The sequence below is a fragment of the Rhizobiaceae bacterium genome (assembly GCA_023953845.1).
GTDB lineage: Bacteria > Pseudomonadota > Alphaproteobacteria > Rhizobiales > Rhizobiaceae > Arvimicrobium.
This window is the reverse complement of sequence record JAMLJC010000001.1, coordinates 3,450,371-3,469,408: the sequence shown is the minus strand read 5'-3', so window position 1 is coordinate 3,469,408 and position 19,038 is coordinate 3,450,371. Positions and strand designations below refer to the sequence as shown.

The window sequence follows — 19,038 nt, the reverse complement described above, 5'->3', positions numbered from 1 at the left end:
CGAACGATTGCCGGACTGCGTATCATCTGGCGATACGCATGACTTGACAACCATTTCGTATCACTACATGATACGCTAGTGATCCGGACGTTCAAGGACAGAGTGACACAAGCGATCGCGGAAGGGCAAAGTCCAAAAGGCTTTCCCAAAGATCTGCTGAAAGTTGCCCGTCGCAAACTGTTCATGCTGGATAATGCCGCGGAGTTTGATGACCTCAGATCCCCACCGGGCAACAAGCTTCATCCTCTGAAGGAGGATCGAAACGGCCAGCACGCGATCCGGATCAATGATAAGTACCGTCTCTGCTTCCGCTGGGTGGGCGGAAATGCGGAGGATGTCGAAATCGTGGACTACCATTGAGAGGATCAGCCATGCGCAACTTCGAACTTGTTGCCATTCACCCCGGCGAAATCCTTCGCGAGGAGTACATGATCCCTCTCGGCCTGAAGGCGTACACGCTTGCCAAAAGGCTGAGGGTTCCCCGCACCCGCATCGAGCGTCTTGCGGCGGAACTAACTCCGGTTACTCCCGACACCGCGCTGCGGCTCGGCAAGTTTTTCGGAACTACCGCGCAATTCTGGATGAACATGCAGAGCTCATTCGACCTGGCAACCGAGGCCAAGGCCAAGTCGAAGGAATTGGCGGCAATCGAGAACTACGAGCAGACGCAGCAAGCCGCGTGAGCATCACTGCACATAAGGGAAGCCCGGCAATGAACGATGACGATGAAAAGCTGTCACAGCAGATGATTGCTGCCCGTCAAGTCATGGACAAGCATCGAGAGGCCCTGTCGGCGCTTGCCGGAAACGAGATCAGTCCCGAACTGCAACGGAAGATGGAAGTCGCGCGCGAGCGGATGGAGAAATATCGTACGGTGTATCGCGCTCTATCCAAATAGGCTCGTAGCGAGCATTGGAACGTCGGGTCGAAGTTCGGCGCTGCCGATGGCAAAACGCTCTGCGCCTCGCCCTGCCACCCGCCTAAACCCCCACCGCCACGATCTCCCATTCCTTGTCGTTCAACGTGAACGTGTCGCCGACGCCCTTGCCGAACATCGCCTGCGCCATTGGCGAAACATGCGAAATCTTACCGGCATGCGGGTCCGCCTCGTCCTCTCCGACGATCTTCCAGGTCACATGCCTGCCGTCCCCGCCTTCGAGACCCACCGTCATGCCGAAGCGGACCACTTTCTCGTCGGGATCAGGCACCGAAAGCTCGGCGCTCTCGCGACGCGTCTGCCAGTAGCGCAGATTGCGCGTGGCGATCGCCATCCCCTCGCGCTCCTGCTTCTTCTCGGCTTCCGCGAATTCCCTTCGCAGACGGTTCACATGCTTTTCCATCTGCATGATGCCTTCTTCCGTCACCAGATTGCGGTGCGGGCTGATTGGCAGGTCGCCGATGTCGACAATCGCTTCGTTGTCGTCTTCGCGTGTAAAGGCTCTGCTCATACGGACAACTTATGGAACTCAACCGGCCGCCGCAAGCTCCGATGGTGGGTCGTTACATCTGGCACACGCCATGCATCGCGGTATCGATCGACGCGAAGGTGTGCCAATGTTGGACAGAAGGACATTCCTTGCCGCGGCCGGCGGCGCGCTGGCGGGTTCTGCCGTCGCTCCGCCAGTTGCAGATGCCGGCCCGGGTCAGACGGTTCCGCTACGCGGCTCGATCGACGCGGTGGATTTCGACATGCGTCCGGTCGCCTATGACGACCAGAGCCGCGGCTTCGGGGAGATGCTGCAAAAGTCGTCGGACACGGACGTTCCGGTGTTCCTCCCGGCCGGCACCTATGTCGTGTCCAATCTCAAGCTGCCGCCGCGCGTGCGGCTCTCGGGCGTTCCGGGTGCAACCCGCATCGTCTATGGCGGCGGCGGCCACCTGTTCCTCGCCGAGCGGGCGGAGCGCGTGGAGCTTTCCGGCATCGTGATCGACGGGGTCAACGGGTGGCTCGACGACCGGACGCAGGCGCTTGTCGACCTGCGCAGCGCGGCGCGCGTCGTCATCGACAATTGCGAGATCGTCGGCTCGGGCAAGAGCGGCATCGCGCTCGAACGCTGCGGCGGGCGCATCGCCAACACCACGATCGCCGGCGCCGCCGATGTCGGCATCTATGCCGTCGAAAGCACGCAGCTCGCCATTTCTGGCAACACAGTGTCGGATTGCGCCAATGGCGGCATACTGGTCCATCGCTGGCAACCGGGCGATGAAGGCACGCAGGTGACGGGCAACCGGGTGGAGCGCATCGCGGCGCGCAACGGCGGCACCGGGCAGCATGGCAACGGCATCAACGTCTTCCGCGCCGCTAACGTCATCGTTTCCGGCAACATGGTGTCCGACTGCGCCTTTTCGGCGATCCGGGCGAACAGCGCCAGCAATCTCCAGATTTCCGGCAACACCTGCCTGCGCTCGGGCGAGACCGCGCTCTATGCCGAATTCGCCTTCGAAGGCGCAATCATCAGCGGCAACATTGTTGACGGCGCGGCGAACGGCATCTCCATCGTCAACTTCAACGAAGGCGGGCGCATGGCCGTCTGTTCGGCCAACATCGTGCGCAATCTTACCGGCAGCGGTCCCTATCCCGCCGACGCGCCGGGCTTCGGCGTCGGCATCAGCGTGGAGGCGGATACATCCGTCACCGGCAATGTGATCGAGGGCGCGCCTCTGTTCGGCATGAATATCGGCTGGGGACCGTTCATGCGCAATGTGGTGGCGACGGGAAACGTCGTGCGGCGCGCCCGCACCGGCGTGGCTGTTTCCGTCGTGCGCGGCACCGGGTCCGCCGTCATCTCCGACAATGTCTTCGAGGATACGCCGCTCGGCGCAATCGTCGGCCACGAATGGGCCAATCCCGTCACCGGCGACCTTGCGCTCGAAGGCATCGGGAGCCGCAAAAACCTCGTCGTGGAACGCAACCGCGTCGCCTGAACACTCAGCCGAGCGCGGCTGTCACCCGCAGGCCGCCGACCTCGATGCCGTTCCAGTTGGTCAGCGTGGGCCGGGAAAGCGCGCGCAGCTTTTTCGCGAGTTCGGCATCGTCGGAGAGCATTTTTGCAAGCACCGCGCTGACCACGGCTTCCGCCGCGCGGCCCGCGCCGTCGTCGCATTTCACTGCGATGCCGAGACCGAGCTCCGGCAGGGCAGCGCAGTAGACGCCTTCCGCGCCCGTCTTGACGAAGATACGGCCCGGCGCGGCCTGCATCAGCCTGGCGTCCATCCGGTCGGTGCCGGAGACGTGGAACGGCGCCCCCATGCAGGCGTCCATCAAGCGTTTCGCCGCTCTGGCGCGCTGCCTGCCCAGCCCCTCGCCGCTCGCCATTCTGGCAAAGCCATGCGCGAGGCTTTTCAGCGGCACGGCATAGGTCGGGATCGAACAGCCGTCGGTGCCGCGGTTTTCCGCACCGTGGCGCGCACCGGTCACATCCTCCATCGCGCCGCGCACCGTCTCCTGCAGCCAGTGCTGCGGCTTCACATAGCCGGCCGGCTCCACGCCGGAATGGCAACACAGGCAGATGAAGCCGGCATGCTTGCCGGAACAATTGTTGTGCAGCGCCGAGGGCTTGCCGCCCGCACGCGCCAGCTCGACCATGGCGTTCTGGTTCGTCGGCCAGTGCGCGCCGCATTCCAGCGCACCGACGTTCAACCCCACCTTGATGAGCATGGCCCGCGCGGTCTCCACATGCGCCGGCTCGCCCGAATGGGACGCGCAGGCCAGCGCCAACTCCTCATTGCCGAAACCCAGCGCGTCGGCGGCGCCGCTTTCCACCAGCGGCAGCGCCTGGATAGCCTTCACGGCCGAGCGCGGGAAGACCGGGCGCTCGATGTTACCGAGTTGCAGCACCATCTTGCCGCTGGCGTCGCACACCGCCACCGCGCCCCGATGCACGCTCTCGACGCTCGTTCCGCGTGTGACCTCGACCAGAACCGGATCGGCCATGCTTTCACCAAATTGCCTGCGCTGATTTGCCGTGCACCTAATCTTCGCGATGACTTCTGGCAAAGGATTTCGATTGGTTCACTGGCTGCTTCGCATCGTCCTCGCGATCTTCATCGTCTTCGTCATGCCCGCGCTGGCGACCGCCGCATGGTGGATTTCGGCGGACCGCCCGGCCAACTGGCGCTCGGCGGACTGGTCGTCGAGCGGCTTGCTGCCGCAACCCGACACCGACCGGAACGCCGCGATCTACATTCTCGGCGCGCGCACCGGCGGTCTCAAGGGCGCTTTCTCGCTCCACACATGGATCGTGCTGAAGCGCGAGGGCGCGGATTCCTATGATCGCTACGACAAGGTCGGCTGGGGCATGCCGGTCCGGAAGAACACACGCCCGGCCGACGGATACTGTATTCGAACGCGCCGGCGGTGGTCTATTCGCTGCGCGGGCCGGAGGCCGGGAGGCTGATCCCGCAGGTCGAGACCGCGATCGCCACCTATCCGTTCTCGAAAGCCGGAAACTATCGCGTCTGGCCCGGGCCGAACTCGAACAGCTTCGTCGCCCATGTCGTGCATGCCGTTCCGGAACTCGGCGCGCGCATGCCGTCCAATGCGGTGGGACGGGATTTTCCGTCCGGTCTCTGGAACCTCGAATGGCTGCCGCGCACGAAGGATTTGCACGGTTCCGTCGCCGGACTGCTGGGGTTCAGCGCGGGGCTGAGCGGCGTCGAACTCCAGTTCCTCGGGCTTGTCGCAGGCGTCGACTTCCGGGAACCCGGCCTGCTCATTCCCGCATTCGGCCGCCTGAACCTCTGGCCCTCGTGACCTGAGGCGTCATTCCTCGATTTCAACGTCCTGTCCGACGCTTTCGAGCGCGCTGCGCAGGCTCTCCTCGAAGCCGTTCACGCCATAGAACACGTCGTCGATCAGCACCTTGCCGTCGACCATTTCGAGACGCACACGGTCCGTCCAGTTCGCCAGATGGTCGTCGAAACGGTACTCGATATCGACCTCGGTATTGTCGGCCATTGCCGGCCCGGCGACGCATTTCTCCGGAGAGTCGGGATAGGACTGGAACGGCACGCCGTCGCCGAGCGGCGGCTTTTCGCCCGGATGCGCCGCCTCCCATGCATCGTTCTTCTTCGTCGCCTCGTCCATGGCGGCGCGCAGCGACGGCGTCAGAAGCTCCATCGTGGCGTTCTCGGCCTCGATCGTGCCGGGCAGATGCGTGTCGCAGAATTTCTGGGCGGCCGCGATCGCAGCCTGCGAGGTGATCGGCTCTGCCGGTGCTTTGGGAGCCTCGGCGGCGGGCGCCTGCGGTGCCGGCGTTTCAGCAGACGGCGTTTCGGGCGCGGGCGTCTGCGCCTGCGGCGCTGGCGTTTCCGGCGCAGCAGGCGTTTCGGTCTGGCCGAAAGCGGTCATCGGCAGCATTGCGGCGAGGAGAGCCGTCGCGAGAAACCGTTTCGATGCCATGCCGCGATTCTCCTGCCGTGCGCGCCCCTATCCTCCCTCATTCAATTCGAGGCAGGCGGCAAGAGTTTGACCGGTCACAAAAGCGCCAGCCGCGCGGCCGGCGCTATTTTATCCGCTCGAGGATCGAGACGTAGTTCGCGACGGCCGCGCCGCCCATGTTGAAGATGCCGCCGAGCTTCGCATCCGGCACCTGTATGCCACCGGCCTCGCCGGTGAGCTGCATCGCCGTCAGCGCATGCATGGAAACGCCCGTCGCGCCGATCGGATGGCCCTTCGACTTGAGCCCTCCCGATGGATTGACCGGCAGGCGGCCGCCCTTTTCGGTCTGGCCTTCCACTGCGATCTTGCCGCCCTCGCCGCGCTTCGCCAGCCCCATCGCCTCGTATTCGATCAGCTCGGCGATGGTGAAGCAGTCATGCGTCTCGACGAAGGAGAGGTCGTCCAGCGCAACGCCCGCCTTCTTCAGCGCGCGTCCCCAGGCTTCCTCGCAGCCCTCGAACAGCAGAATGTCGCGCTTCGACATGGGCAAAAAGTCCTGCACATGCTCGTTGGCGCGGAAGGCCACGGCGCGGCGCATGGAAAGCGCCGTGTCCACATCGGCCAGCACCAGCGCCGCCGCGCCGTCGGAGACGAGCGAGCAGTCGGTGCGCTTCAGCGGCCCGGCGACGAAGGGGTTCTTGTCGCTCTCCGTGCGGCAGAACTCGTAGCCGAGATCCTTGCGCATCTGCGCGTAAGGGTTTTCCACGCCGTTGCTGTGGTTCTTGGCGGCAATCGCCGCCAGCGCGTCGGACTGGTCGCCGTGGCGTTGGAAATAGGCCGATGCGATCTTGCCGAAAACTCCCGCGAATCCGGCCGGCGTATCCCCGTCCTCGGGCAGATAGGAGGCCTTCAGCAGGTTCCGCCCGATCTCGGGTCCGGGCGTCGTCGTCATCTGCTCAGCGCCGACCACAAGCACGATGCGCGCCGCCTTCGCGTAGAGAGCGCGGATGCCCTGCCGAACGGCCGCCGAACCGGTGGCGCAGGCATTTTCGACCCGCGTAGCCGGCTTGAAGCGCAGCCGGTCGTCTGCCTGCAGGACGAGGCTCGCCGTGAAATCCTGCGCCGAGAAGCCCGCATTGAAATGGCCGAGCACGATCTCGTCGACATCCTCGGGACCGATCCCTGCGTGCTCCAGCGCATCGGTGGCGACCTTGGTAATCAGGCTCTCCAGCGTCTCGCCTTCCAGCTTGCCGAAACGCGAATGCGCCCAGCCCACGATGCATGCTGTCATGACACTCTCCCTCGCGGCCGGGCCGCAAATTCGATCTTCCGTCAATATTGTTCAAGTCTGAACGGAAATCAAATGAAGAGCGTGACGCAAACCGCTCTTTCCGCGCCGGTTTTCGACACGCTTTTTTTGATTGGCCAGTCAATTAAGGAAACAGGGAGAGTCCGAGGCCTTTCATGCCCAAGATCGGAATGGAGCCGCTGCGCCGGCGCGCGCTCATCGACGCCACAATCGCGGCCATAGGCGAGCGCGGCTCGCTGGACGTCACCATGTCCGATATCGCCGGCCGCGCCGGCGTGTCCTCCGCGCTGGCGCATCATTATTTCGGCGGCAAGGGCGAATTGCTGCAAGCCACCATGCGCAAGCTGCTGGCCGATCTCGGCGCGGATGCGGTCAAAACGCTGCGCAAGGCGCCCACCCCGCGCGCCCGGCTCGCCGCGGTCATCGCCGTGAACTTCTCCGCCGGGCAGTTCCGCGAGGAGATCGTCCATGCGTGGCTCGCCTTCTATGTCGAGGCGCAGAAGTCGCAGGAGCTGCGCCGCCTGCTGCGCGTCTACGCCCGGCGCCTGCATTCCAATCTCATGAGCGGGCTCCTGCCGCTCGTGCCGCGCGCGGAGGCCGAGCGCATGGCCGAGGCGATCGCGGCGATGATCGACGGCCTCTACATCCGCCGGGCGCTGCGCGACGGCCTGCCCAACCCGGCAAGCGCGGCCGCGCTGGTCGAGGACTATGTCGAGGCGAAACTCAGGAAGATGCGGGCGGCCAATGACTGAGAGCGATTCCCGTCCCAACATCCTCGTCATCATGGTGGATCAGCTCAACGGCACGCTGTTTCCCGACGGGCCGGCAGACTTCCTGCATGCGCCGCACCTGAAGGCGCTTGCCGCGCGTTCGGCGCGCTTCCGCAACAACTACACCGCCTCGCCGCTCTGCGCGCCGGGCCGCGCCTCCTTCATGACCGGACAGTTGCCGTCCCGCACCGGCGTCTACGACAACGCCGCCGAATTCGCCTCCTCGCTCCCGACCTTCGCCCATCATCTGCGCGCCGCAGGCTACCACACCGTGCTCTCCGGCAAGATGCACTTCGTCGGTCCGGACCAGCTGCACGGCTTCGAGGAGCGGCTGACCACCGACATCTATCCGGCGGATTTCGGCTGGACGCCCGACTACCGCAAGCCCGGCGAGCGCATCGACTGGTGGTATCACAATCTCGGCTCCGTCACCGGCGCGGGCGTCGCCGAGATCACCAACCAGATGGAATATGACGACGAGGTCGCCTTCCTCGCCGGCCAGAAGCTTTTCGACTTCGCCCGCGCCTCGGACGATCCGTCGCGCCGGCCATGGTGCCTCACCGTCTCCTTCACCCATCCGCACGACCCCTATGTCGCGCGCCGGCAATATTGGGACTTTTACGAGGACTGCCCGGCGCTGGAACCGGCGGTCGGCTTCATCCCCTGCGAGGAGCAGGACCCGCATTCGCAGCGCCTCTGCCGGGCCAGCGACTATGCTTCCTACGAGATCACGCCGGAGCATGTACGCCGCGCCCGGCAAGGCTATTTCGCCAACATCTCCTATCTGGACGACAAGATCGGCGAGCTGTTCTCCATCCTCGAACGCACGCGCATGGCGGACGACACGATCGTCGTCTTCGCCTCGGACCATGGCGACATGCTCGGCGAGCGCGGCCTGTGGTTCAAGATGTGCTTTTACGAAGGCTCGGCCCGCGTGCCGCTGATGATCGCCGGCAAGGGGATACCCGCCGGCCGTCACGACGCGCCCACCTCCAACCTCGACGTCTGCCCGACGCTTTGCGACCTTGCCGGCATCGACATGGCCGGCATCGCGCCGTGGACGGACGGGCAGTCGCTGCTGCCGGTCGCCAACGGCGAGGAACGCACCGCGCCCGTCCTGATGGAATACGCCGCCGAGGGCTCGTATGCGCCGATGGTGGCGGTGCGCGGCGGCCGCTACAAGTTCGTGCATTGCGAGATCGACCCGCCGCAACTCTTTGATCTGGAATCAGATCCCCACGAGCTGAAGAACCTCGCCGCCGACCCGGCCCATGCCGGCGCGGTGGCGGCGCTGCGTGAGAGCGTCGGCGCCCGCTGGGACATGGCCGCCTTCGACGCGGCGGTGCGCGAAAGCCAGGCGCGCCGCTGGGTGGTCTACCCGGCGTTGCGCAACGGCAACTATTTTCCTTGGGATTTCCAGCCGCTCCGGCAAGCATCCGAGCGCTATATGCGCAATCATATGGATCTCGACACGCTCGAAGCGAAGAAGCGCTTTCCAAGAGGAGAATGACATGATCACGGTATGGGGACGCGCGACGTCCGGCAATGTGCAGATGGCGATGTGGGCGATCGCCGAACTCGGGCTGGAACACCGGCGCTTGGACGTCGGCGGCGCATTCGGCGGCAATGACACGCCGGAATACAAGGTAATGAACCCCAACGGCCTCGTGCCGGTGATCCAGGACGGCGACGGTCCGTTCCTGTGGGAAAGCGCGGCGATCGTCCGCTATCTCGGCGCCACCTATGGCGACGAGCAGTTCTGGCCCTCCTCCCCGGCCGCCCGCGCTCCCGTCGACATGTGGGCGGAATGGATCAAGACCACGTTCGGGCCCGCGCTGCTCACCGGCCTCTTCTGGCCGTTGATCGGCGTGCCGCCCGCACAGCGCGATACGGCGGCGATTGCAGCGGCCACGCAGAAGATGAAGCCGCTCGCGTCGATGCTCGACGCCCGCCTCGCCGAGGGCGACTATCTCGGCGGCAACGACATCTGCTTCGCCGACATCATCGTCGGCACGCTGCTCTACCGCTACTTCACGCTCGACTTCGACCGGGCCGGGACCCCGCACCTTCGCGCCTATTATGACCGCCTGTCGGAGCGGCCGGCCTACGCGAGGCACGCCATGGTCTCCTACGAGAGCCTGCGCGCAAAATGATCCCCGACCTCGCCCATCTCCGGCGCGCCTACGCGGTCACCTCGCAGGCGACCCAGCTCACGCCGCTTCTCAGGTCGCCGGCCCTTGCGAAGCTGACCGGCGCCGCCGACGTGTTCGTCAAGGCGGAATCCCTGCAATGGGCGGGCTCCTTCAAGGTGCGCGGCGCCTACTGGCGGCTGACCCGCCTGACGCCCGACGAGGCGAAGCGCGGCGTCGTCGCCTATTCCTCCGGCAATTTCGCGCAAGGGCTCGCAGCGGCCGGCGAGGCGCTCGGCATCCCGGTCACCATCGTCATGCCGGTGGATGCTCCGGCCGCCAAGCGCGAGGCGACCGCCGGCTATGGCGCGCGCGTCGTCCTCACCGAGCACGGCGAGCGGCCGCGCGAGGACGTGGCCTCCGCCAGGGCGCGCGAGATCGCCGGGACGGAAGGGCTGGTGCTGCTCCACCCGTTCGACGACCCGGAGATCGTCGCCGGCCAGGCCGGGACCGGCCTCGAGGCGATCGACCAGCTCAAGACGCGCGACGCCAGCGCCGATTACGTCTTCTGCTCGGTCGGCGGCGGCGGGCTGATCGGCGGCGTGGCGCTCGCCTTCCACTATCTGTCGCCGGCGACGAAAATCATCGCTGTCGAGCCGGAAGGCTTCAACGGCATGGGCGTCTCGCTCGACGCCGGCCGGATCGAGACCATGCCGGCGGCTCCGGGCTCGATCTGCGACGGGCTGATGTCGCGCTATCCCGGCAAAGCGCCGTTCGAGGCCGTCATGGCTTCCGGCGTCTCGGGCCTCGCCGTGTCCGACGCCGCCGTGCGCCGCGCGATGAAGATCGCCTTCGAGCGGTTGAAGCTGGTGCTGGAGCCCAGCGGCGCGGCATCGCTCGCCGCGCTGCTCGAAGGCGGGCTCGACGTCGCCGGCAAGACGGTCGTCGTCATCGCCACAGGCGGCAACGTCGCCCTCGCCGATTTCGGGAGGCATGTCGCTGATGCTTGAGAGATTTGTCCGTCAATTTACCCCCACCCCTAACCCCTCCCCACAAGGGGGAGGAAGACCCGGCTGCATGTTCGTCAGGTCCCAGCCTTCAATGGTTTTGTCCGGCATGGCTGCAGCAAGATCCCTCTCCCCCTTGTGGGGAGGGGTTAGGGGTGGGGGTAACCTGACATGCACGGTTTTCGACAGCCGGCGACCCATAGCATCGCCCCTGAATAGCGTACTCCCGCCCCGCAACCCAGGCACACGCCATGCTTGAGGCGGATTACGTCATCGTCGGCTCCGGTTCCGCCGGTTCGGCCATGGCCTACCGCCTGTCGGAAGACGGGAAGCATTCCGTCATCGTCATCGAATATGGCGGAACGGACTACGGCCCTCTGATCCAGATGCCGTCCGCTTTGTCCATCCCCATGAATATGAGCCTCTACGACTGGGGGTTTTCCAGCGAGCCGGAGCCGCATCTCGGCGGCCGTCGCCTCGCCACCCCGCGCGGCAAGGTGCTGGGCGGCTCGTCCTCCATCAACGGCATGGTCTATGTTCGCGGCCATGCGCGCGACTTCGACCATTGGGCCGAAGCGGGCGCGGCCGGCTGGAGCTTTGCCGACGTGCTGCCCTACCTCAAGCGCATGGAGAACACCGCCGATGCGGAAGGCGGATGGCGCGGCACGGACGGCCCGCTCTTCGTGCAGCGGGGGAAACGCACCAATCCACTCTATGCCGCCTTCATCGAGGCGGGCCGTCAGGCCGGCTTCGAGACGACGCAGGATTACAACGGCTCCAAACAGGAAGGCTTTGGGCCGATGGAGCAGACGATCCATGACGGGCGCCGCTGGTCCGTCGCCAACGCCTATCTGCGCCCCGCGCTCAGGCGCAAGAATGTAAGGGTCGTCAGCGCCTTCGCCCGGAAGATCGTGATCGAGAATCAACGCGCCACCGGCGTCGAGATCGAAGCTCGCAAAAAGATTCAGGTCGTCAAGGCAAGGCGTGAGGTCGTCATCGCCGCCTCGTCGATCAATTCGCCGAAGGTCTTGATGCTCTCCGGCATCGGCCCGGCTGAACATCTCAGGTCGCATGGCATCGCGGTGATCGCGGACCGCCCCGGCGTCGGCCAGAACCTGCAGGACCATCTCGAGCTTTACATCCAGCAGGAGTCGTTGAAGCCGGTCACGCTGCACTCCGTGCTCAACCCCTTCTCCAAGGCGCTGATCGGCGCGCGCTGGCTGTTCTTCAAGACCGGGCTCGGCGCGACCAATCATTTCGAGGCCGCCGCCTTCGTGCGCTCCGGAGCCGGCGTCGATTATCCGGACATCCAGTACCACTTCCTTCCCGCTGCGATGCGCTATGACGGCAAGTCGGCGGCGAAGTCGCACGGCTTTCAGGCGCATGTCGGCCCGATGCGGTCGAAGTCGCGCGGCGCCATCGCGCTGCGCTCGCCCGATCCCCGGACGAAACCGGAAATCCGCTTCAACTATATGTCGCATCCGGACGACTGGTCGGACTTCCGCCACTGCATCCGCCTCACCCGCGAGATTTTCGGCCAGAACGCTTTCGAGGAATATCGCGGCGCGGAGATTTCGCCGGGCGCGCATGTGCAGTCCGATGCCGAACTGGACGATTTCATCCGGCAGCACGTCGAGAGCGCCTATCATCCCTGCGGCACCTGCCGCATGGGACGCGCCGACGATCCGATGGCGGTGGTCGATCCCGAATGCCGGGTCATCGGCGTCGAGGGCCTGCGGGTGGCGGATTCCTCGATCTTCCCGCGCATCACCAACGGCAACCTTAACGCGCCGTCGATCATGACGGGCGAGAAGGCCGCCGACCACATTCTGGGCCGTACGCCCCTGCCCCGCTCCAACCAGCAGCCATGGATCAATCCGCGATGGCGGGAGAGCGACCGGTGAGAATGAGGGGAATAGGGCAGTAGGGCAGTATGTAGGATAACCGGGACGCCCACTGCATCCTGCTATCGCCCAATCTAGCCGTCATTCCTCGAACGATGCTTTATTGCCTTACTCCCTTACTGCCCTACTGCCTTACTGCCTTCGGAGGCCTCCCATGAAAGCCCAGCCCGCCGCCTCGCACTACGTCAACGGCCGCTATGTGGACGACCCGCACGGCAAGGCTCTCGACAGCATCTATCCCGCCACCGGCGAGACGATCGCCTCGCTCCACGCCGCGACGCCGAACATCGTGGAACTCGCCATGGAGGCGGCGCGCGCCGCGCAGCCGGCATGGGCGCGGCTGAAGCCGGTCGAGCGTGGGCGCATCCTGCGCCGCGCCTCCGACATCATGCGCGCCCGCAATGAGGAACTGTCGCGACTGGAATCGCTCGACACCGGGAAACCCTGGCAGGAGACCACCGTCGCGGACGCCTCCTCCGGCGCTGATGCGCTGGAATTCTTCGCCGGGGCGATCGCCACCTTCAACGGCGATTTCGTCGATCTCGGCGGTCCCTTCGCCTACACGCGCCGCGAGGCGCTCGGCGTCTGCGTCGGCATCGGCGCCTGGAACTACCCGGTCCAGATCGCCACGTGGAAATCCGCGCCGGCGCTCGCCATGGGCAACGCCATGGTGTTCAAGCCGTCCGAAAACACCCCGCTCACCGCGCTGGCGCTGGCGGAAATCTACTCCGAGGCCGGCCTGCCCGACGGGCTCTTCAATGTCGTGCAAGGCTTCGGCGATGTCGGCGCGGCGCTCGTCTCGCATCCCGTCACCGCGAAAGTCTCCGTCACCGGTTCGGTGCCGACCGGCAGGAAGGTGATGGGCCTCGCCGGCTCGCTGATGAAGCACGCGACCATGGAACTCGGCGGCAAGTCGCCGCTGATCGTGTTCGACGACGCCGATCTCGAAAACGCCATAGGCGGCGCCATGCTCGGCAATTTCTACTCGTCGGGACAGGTTTGCTCCAACGGCACGCGCGTCTTCGTGCAGCGCGGCGTGCACGACCGCTTTCTCGAAAGACTGGTCGAGCGCACCAAGAAGATCGTCATCGGCGATCCGCTCGATCCCGACACGCAGATGGGACCGCTCATCAGCAAGGAGCAATACGCCAAGGTCCTGGAATACATCTCGATCGGCAAGGAGGAAGGCGCCACCCTGCTCACCGGCGGCAACATCCCGTCGCTGCAGGGTTTTGAGCATGGCTTTTTCGTCGAGCCCACCGTGTTCTCAGACGTCACCGACGAAATGCGTATCGCCCGCGAGGAGATTTTTGGGCCGGTCATGACCGTGCTCGTCTTCGATGACGAGGAAGAAGTGATTGCCCGCGCCAACGACACGGAATTCGGCCTCGCCGCCGGCGTCTTCACCCGCGACCTGCCGCGCGCCCACCGTGTCATCGCCGAGCTGCAGGCCGGCACCTGCTGGATCAACGCCTACAACCTGACCCCGGTCGAACTGCCCTTCGGCGGCTACAAGCAATCCGGCATCGGCCGCGAAAACGCGCTGGAAGCCCTCGCCCACTATTCGCAGGTCAAGTCGGTCTATGTGGAGACGGGCGCCGTCGCCAGCCCATATTGAATTTCAAGCGATTTGACTGCATATAATCGCGATGATATCAATGATTTCATTCTAAAAGAGATGATATCATCATGCCGGCCATCACTATTCGCAACATTCCCGTCGAGACGCATCGGGCGTTGAAATTGCGGGCAGCCCGGAAGGGCCATAGCACCGAGGCTGAGATCCGCGAGATTCTCGAAGCAGCCGCCCGCCCGGCGGGACGGTTGAAGCTCGGTTCGCTATTGGTCGAAATCGGACGCGAAGCGCGATTGTCTGCGGCGGAGTGGGATGTGTTCGAGAAAGCTGCTGCGCGAGACAGGCATCCCGCCAAGCCGATCGCGTTCGATTGATGGTTCTCCTTGATACCAACGTTATTTCCGAGGCGATGCGGGAAAACGCGACACAACGCGTTATCGACTGGATCGACGCGCAACCGGTGGAAACGCTCTACCTTTCGGCAATCACGGTTGCCGAAATCTGCTTCGGTATTGCCGCGCTCCCCGCAGGCAAGCGACGTGACCGACTGGAAGAGCGTTTTGAACGCGACATCCTTTCAGCCTTCACCGGACGTGTGCTACCTTTCGACATAGTCGCGTCGCGAAACTATGCGGCTATCATGGCCCGTGCTCAGGCGGCAGGACGCGCGATAGGCAAGGCCGATGGCTATATAGCTGCGATCGCGGCGTCGCGTAATCTGATGGTCGCGACGCGCGATGTCTCGCCTTTTGAAGCGGCAGGTCTCTCAGTCATAAATCCGTGGGCTGATGGCGGCTGAGTGCCGACGACCCGGCTTCCTTTTCTGATCACTTCCGCTTCTTCGGCTCTTCCGGTTCCGTCGCGTCGAGATACTGCGTCAGCGCGCAGACGAGGTGGTAGAAGATGCTTGCCGGCACTTCGCGCGCCTGGCTTCTGCCCCGCTCGTCGATCTGGTCGATCCACAGCCCGGTCGGCGCGGGGTCGATGTGCCAGCGGAACAGGCGTCCGACGCGCGCCTCGATTTCCGGCTTGAGGTCGGGTCCACCGGTACCGTCCAGCGCCGTCGCGGCCTTGATCGCCTCGGTCTGCGGCCAGCTTCGCGACATGCGGTCGAGCGGCAGACCTTGCCGCGTCACCGCACCATAGGCGAGGCCGGTCGCGCGGTTCAGCCCGTTGGCGACCGCCGAGGCATAGAGCTTGCGGGCGAAGGCGACGAGGTCTTTCTGGCCGCTGGCATTGGCGAAATCGACCAGCAGCGAGGCCCATTCGAAGTGGTGACCGGGCTCCGTCCATTCGCCCTTTTCGCCCGCGACAGGCTTCCAGTCGTCGTCGAAGAATTCGCCCAGCGTCCAGGTGTCCGCATCGAAGAGGCTCGACCGGAAAAGGTCGATGATGCGCGCCGCGCGGCGCAGATAGGAGCGTTCGCCGGTCGCCTGATGCCACGCGAGGAAAGCTTCCAGGAGATGCATGTGCGGATTGGAGCGCCGCACGCCCTCCCCGTCCGACGTCTCCAGGAAGCCCGTCAGGCGGTGATCCTCCAGATGCTCGTCGATGAAGGCGAAGGTCTCCCTGCCCAGCCGCAGCGCGTCCCTGTTGCCGCCGATATGCGCATGCGCCAGCGCCAGAAGCACGCAGGAATGATCGTAGGCATCCTCCACCGGATCGGCGACGGTGCCATCGACGTTCAGCGTGCGGACCCAGCCGCCTCTGTCCGTGCGGCCGTGGCGGGTGATGAAGTCGATACCATGCCCGATCAGTTCGTCGGCCGGGCCGGTCCAGCCGCGCTCCTTGGCGACGGCGAAGGCATAGATCTGCCGCGCGATGGTGCGCATGCGCTTGGGCTTGCGGATCGGCTTGCCGGAAAAGTCCAGCGCCTCGAAGAAGCCGCCATTCTCCCGGTCGACGCCCGCCGTCGACCACAGCGGCAGCGTCTCATCGAACAGCCAGTGATGCACGCGCTTGCGCCACGCGCCGGGCACCAGGACGCGGTCGTCGGAAGGCGTGAACTTCGTCTCCAGCCGGCCGCTCTTTTCGAGTTGCTCGACGATCTTCTTGACGTGCTGGCTGCGGTCGACAGGCGCGACGAAGGTCGCGTCCAGCGTCGAGACGATCGCCATGTCCTTCAGCCCGATCGCCGAAAGCAGCCGGCCCTCGCTGCGGATGTAGGAGTTCTCGCAGTCGATGGCGACGACATCGCCGACGATGACGTTGCCCTTGTCGTCCGACGGGCTGACGTCGAGCAGCGACTGCCACGAGCCGAGATCGCTCCAGCGGAAGCTTGCCGGCACCATGGCGATGCCCTCGGCCCGCTCCGCCACGGCATAGTCGATGGAGTTGGACGGAATGGCCTCGTAAAGCTCCAGTGGCATATAGAGGCCGGAAAGGTCGGTCGTCGCCGCCGCATAGGCTCTTTCCGCCGCACGCCATATCTCCGGCTCGAATTTCAGGAAAGCGTCCCGCATCGCCCCGGCGCCGAACAGGAAGATACCGGCATTCCAGTAGAAATTGCCGGCGTCGAGATAGGCCTGCGCCGTCTCCAGATCGGGCTTCTCCACGAAGCGGCGCACATCGCTGACGCCGTCCGCCGCATCGCCCGCCTCGATATAGCCGTAGCCGGTCTCGGGCTGGGTCGGCTTGATGCCGAACACGACGAGCCGGCCCGCGCGCGCAGCCGGCACGCCCCGTTCCACCGTCTGCCAGAACTGCTCGACCGTCGTGATCTCGTGGTCGGAAGGCACCACCAGCACCAGCGAATCGCCGAACTGCTTCAGCGTTTGCAGCGCCGCGATGGCAACGGCGGCCGCCGTGTTGCGGCCGACCGGCTCGAAGATCGCGCCGCCGCCGGCGAAATCGATGTCGGCGATGTCGGAGCGCACGCGGTCGGCGTGGCGCTCGGAGGCGATCAGGAAGATCGGCGTCTCGCCCTCGCGTCGCCCGGCCAGCCGCCGCAGCGTCTTCACCAGCATCGAGCCGTCGCCGGCAAGGTCGTGGAACTGTTTCGGGTTATCCTCGCGCGACAGCGGCCACAGGCGCGAGCCCACGCCGCCGCTCATCACGAAACTGACGATCCGTTCAGTCATCTGCGGTCAATCGCCTTCAAAGAATTGCTTTGGTACGTCCAGATTCAAGTCAGGCCAGCCTCACCTGAATCTCAAAAAGTCTGGTTGTAGGCGCCCACTTCCGGGTTCCTGCGTAGCACGGCGTCCACAGCGTCGAACATCTCCCGCCTGCGCTCGGACGACACCGGGCTTTCCACCACCACCACGAGTTCCGGCTTGTTGGAGGATGCGCGGACGAGGCCCCAGGTCCCGTCCTCGGCGACGACGCGCACGCCGTTCACGGTGACGAGATCGACGATCTTCTGGCCGGCGAAGGTCTCGCCCTTCTCCTTCATGCCCGTGAAATCGGCGACGACGCGCTCGACCACGCCATATTTCACCGTGTCCCCGCAATGCGGCGACATGGTCGGCGTGCCGTAGGTCAGCGGCAGATCGCGATAAAGGTCCGCCATGGACTTTTGCGGATTGCGGTCCAGCATCTCGCAGACCGCGATGGCGGTGATCAGCCCATCATCGTAGCCGCGGCCGATCGGCGGATTGAAGAAGAAGTGGCCGGATTTCTCGAAGCCGGCGATGGCGCCGAGTTCCGCCACGCGCCGCTTTATGTAGGAATGGCCGGTCTTCCAGTAGTCGGTGACCGCGCCCTGCCGCTTTAGTACTGCGTCGGTGTTGAACAGGCCCGTCGATTTCACGTCGACCACGAATTTCGCGCCCGCATGCAGCGCGGAGATGTCGCGCGCCAGCATCACGCCCACCTTGTCGGCAAAAATCTCGTTGCCCTCATTGTCGACCACGCCGCAGCGGTCGCCGTCGCCGTCGAAGCCGAGGCCGACATCCGCGCCCGTCTCCAGCACCTTGTCGCGGATGGCATGGAGCATCTCCATGTCCTCGGGGTTCGGATTGTAGCGCGGGAAAGTATGATCCAGTTCGACGTCGAGCGGGATCACCTCGCAGCCGATGCGCTCCAGCGCCTCCGGCGCGAATGCGCCGGCCGTGCCGTTGCCGCAGGCAGCCACGACGCGCAGCTTGCGGCCGATCCGCATGCCCTTCGTCAAATCGTCCAGATAGACGCCGCGAAAATCCTCGACATAATCGTAGGAGCCGCCGCCCCGCAGATCGAAATCGCCGGCGAGCACGATCTCCTTCAGCGCGCTCATCTCGTCCGGGCCGAATGTCAGCGGCCGCTGCGCGCCCATCTTCACCCCGGTCCAGCCATTCTCGTTGTGCGAGGCCGTCACCATGGCGACGGATGGCGTATCGAGTGCGAACTGGGCGAAATAGGCCATGGGCGACAGCGCCAGCCCGATATCCTTCACCTTCGCTCCCGCCGCCTGGAGCCCGGAGGCCAGCGCCAGCTTGATGGCAAGCGAGTAGCTGCGGAAATCATGGCCGATCACGATCTCGGGCCCGACGCCCAGCCGGCGGATCAGCGTCGCGAGCCCCATGCCGAGCGCCTGCACGCCGAGCAGGTTGAGCTCCGGCGCCTTGGCCGAAGCCGGATGGCCGAACCACCAGCGCGCGTCGTACTCGCGAAATCCGGTAGGATTGACGAGCGCTTTCGTTTCGAAGGCAAAGGTGTTGGGCTTCGCGTCTGCGACTGGCTTCAGGCTCAAAATTTCTTCTCCGGACCCATTTGTTGCCGTCGTTGCGCCCGCCGCGCCTTGTGAACGCGGAAGTCCGCGCGGTCAATGGCTGCGTCTCCCGCCTGCCATGGTACGAATCGCGACAGGCTGCAAATTGGCTGCCATGGGTGCTTGCAGGATGAAAATCCGGCGGCTATATGACCGCGGTCTGGTCGCGGAGTGTAGCGCAGCCTGGTAGCGCACCTCGTTCGGGACGAGGGGGTCGCAGGTTCAAATCCTGCCACTCCGACCAGAAAAATCAAAACCTTGAGATTTCCCGAA

18 protein-coding genes, 1 tRNA gene and 1 pseudogene are annotated in these 19,038 nt (G+C 65.0%); 14 read left to right on the top strand and 6 right to left on the bottom strand.

Translation table 11 applies throughout. The features are described from left to right. Positions 1–78 precede the first annotated feature (78 nt). From M9955_16975 to M9955_16965, 3 genes are read left to right on the top strand one after another with little or no spacing between them, the layout of a single operon-like run. Positions 79–360 carry a type II toxin-antitoxin system RelE/ParE family toxin gene (locus M9955_16975; GenBank protein ID MCO5083335.1) on the top strand — a complete coding sequence of 94 codons (282 nt, stop codon included), beginning with the start codon at positions 79–81 and terminating at the stop codon, positions 358–360. An 11-nt stretch (positions 361–371) separates the two neighbouring features. Beyond that, a complete protein-coding gene (locus tag M9955_16970; protein MCO5083334.1) occupies positions 372–683 on the top strand; it encodes a HigA family addiction module antitoxin in 312 nt (103 codons plus the stop codon). Positions 684–712: 29 nt separating this feature from the next. Next, positions 713–898 carry a hypothetical protein gene (locus M9955_16965; GenBank protein MCO5083333.1) on the top strand — a complete coding sequence of 62 codons (186 nt, stop codon included), beginning with the start codon at positions 713–715 and terminating at the stop codon, positions 896–898. Between the two features lie 82 nt (positions 899–980). Here the strand turns inward: M9955_16965 and M9955_16960 are convergent, their stop codons facing one another. Next, positions 981–1,448, bottom strand: a complete 468-nt coding sequence (locus M9955_16960) for a GreA/GreB family elongation factor (protein ID MCO5083332.1) — start codon at positions 1,446–1,448, stop codon at positions 981–983. Between the two features lie 106 nt (positions 1,449–1,554). On the opposite strand from M9955_16960, the gene M9955_16955 reads away from it, so the two are divergent. Further along, entirely contained in the window at positions 1,555–2,925 is a 1,371-nt protein-coding gene (locus M9955_16955) for a TIGR03808 family TAT-translocated repetitive protein (GenBank protein ID MCO5083331.1), read from the top strand. 4 nt (positions 2,926–2,929) lie between these two features. Here M9955_16955 and M9955_16950 read toward each other — a convergent pair whose 3' ends face one another. After that, positions 2,930–3,934, bottom strand: a complete 1,005-nt coding sequence (locus M9955_16950; protein MCO5083330.1) for an asparaginase — start codon at positions 3,932–3,934, stop codon at positions 2,930–2,932. A 124-nt stretch (positions 3,935–4,058) separates the two neighbouring features. Between M9955_16950 and M9955_16945 the strand changes: the two are divergent. Next, a pseudogene (locus M9955_16945) lies at positions 4,059–4,753 on the top strand (DUF3750 domain-containing protein). A gap of 9 nt (positions 4,754–4,762) precedes the next feature. Here M9955_16945 and M9955_16940 read toward each other — a convergent pair. Together M9955_16940 and M9955_16935 are read right to left on the bottom strand one after the other, a co-directional pair. Further along, entirely contained in the window at positions 4,763–5,401 is a 639-nt protein-coding gene (locus M9955_16940; GenBank protein MCO5083329.1) for a hypothetical protein, read from the bottom strand. 103 nt (positions 5,402–5,504) lie between these two features. Next, positions 5,505–6,671 (bottom strand): acetyl-CoA acetyltransferase, encoded by a 1,167-nt coding sequence (locus M9955_16935; GenBank protein MCO5083328.1) that lies wholly within the window; start codon positions 6,669–6,671, stop codon positions 5,505–5,507. Positions 6,672–6,844: 173 nt separating this feature from the next. Between M9955_16935 and betI the strand changes: the two genes are divergently transcribed. The 8 genes from betI to M9955_16895 all read left to right on the top strand — a co-directional run bounded on the left by betI (position 6,845) and on the right by M9955_16895 (position 14,874). Beyond that, complete coding sequence (gene betI / locus M9955_16930; GenBank protein MCO5083327.1) at positions 6,845–7,441, top strand: transcriptional regulator BetI; 597 nt, start codon at positions 6,845–6,847, stop codon at positions 7,439–7,441. Continuing rightward, positions 7,434–8,969 carry a choline-sulfatase gene (gene betC, locus M9955_16925; GenBank protein ID MCO5083326.1) on the top strand — a complete coding sequence of 512 codons (1,536 nt, stop codon included), beginning with the start codon at positions 7,434–7,436 and terminating at the stop codon, positions 8,967–8,969. The genes betI and betC overlap by 8 nt, the downstream gene beginning before the upstream one ends. Before the next feature lies 1 nt (position 8,970). Then, positions 8,971–9,612, top strand: coding sequence for a glutathione S-transferase family protein (locus M9955_16920; GenBank protein MCO5083325.1), 642 nt, complete (start codon positions 8,971–8,973; stop codon positions 9,610–9,612). Next, on the top strand, positions 9,609–10,598 hold the full coding sequence (locus M9955_16915; GenBank protein ID MCO5083324.1) for a threonine/serine dehydratase: 990 nt from the start codon (positions 9,609–9,611) through the stop codon (positions 10,596–10,598). The genes M9955_16920 and M9955_16915 overlap by 4 nt, the downstream gene beginning before the upstream one ends. Positions 10,599–10,846: 248 nt before the next feature. Beyond that, on the top strand, positions 10,847–12,499 hold the full coding sequence (gene betA, locus M9955_16910) for a choline dehydrogenase (protein MCO5083323.1): 1,653 nt from the start codon (positions 10,847–10,849) through the stop codon (positions 12,497–12,499). Positions 12,500–12,653: 154 nt separating this feature from the next. Beyond that, positions 12,654–14,117 carry a betaine-aldehyde dehydrogenase gene (gene betB, locus M9955_16905; GenBank protein ID MCO5083322.1) on the top strand — a complete coding sequence of 488 codons (1,464 nt, stop codon included), beginning with the start codon at positions 12,654–12,656 and terminating at the stop codon, positions 14,115–14,117. Positions 14,118–14,188: 71 nt separating this feature from the next. Next, positions 14,189–14,449 (top strand): plasmid stabilization protein, encoded by a 261-nt coding sequence (locus M9955_16900; protein ID MCO5083321.1) that lies wholly within the window; start codon positions 14,189–14,191, stop codon positions 14,447–14,449. Then, on the top strand, positions 14,449–14,874 hold the full coding sequence (locus M9955_16895; protein ID MCO5083320.1) for a type II toxin-antitoxin system VapC family toxin: 426 nt from the start codon (positions 14,449–14,451) through the stop codon (positions 14,872–14,874). Before M9955_16900 ends, M9955_16895 begins: the two co-directional genes overlap by 1 nt. Before the next feature lie 28 nt (positions 14,875–14,902). Here M9955_16895 and M9955_16890 read toward each other — a convergent pair whose 3' ends face one another. Next, positions 14,903–17,155: a mannose-1-phosphate guanylyltransferase/mannose-6-phosphate isomerase gene (locus M9955_16890; protein MCO5083319.1), complete on the bottom strand. Its 2,253-nt coding sequence runs from the start codon at positions 17,153–17,155 to the stop codon at positions 14,903–14,905. Positions 17,156–17,226: 71 nt separating this feature from the next. After that, complete coding sequence (locus tag M9955_16885; protein MCO5083318.1) at positions 17,227–18,747, bottom strand: phosphomannomutase/phosphoglucomutase; 1,521 nt, start codon at positions 18,745–18,747, stop codon at positions 17,227–17,229. 185 nt (positions 18,748–18,932) lie between these two features. On the opposite strand from M9955_16885, the gene M9955_16880 reads away from it, so the two are divergent. Continuing rightward, positions 18,933–19,009 (top strand) — tRNA-Pro (locus tag M9955_16880). The last annotated feature ends 29 nt before the right edge of the window (positions 19,010–19,038 follow it).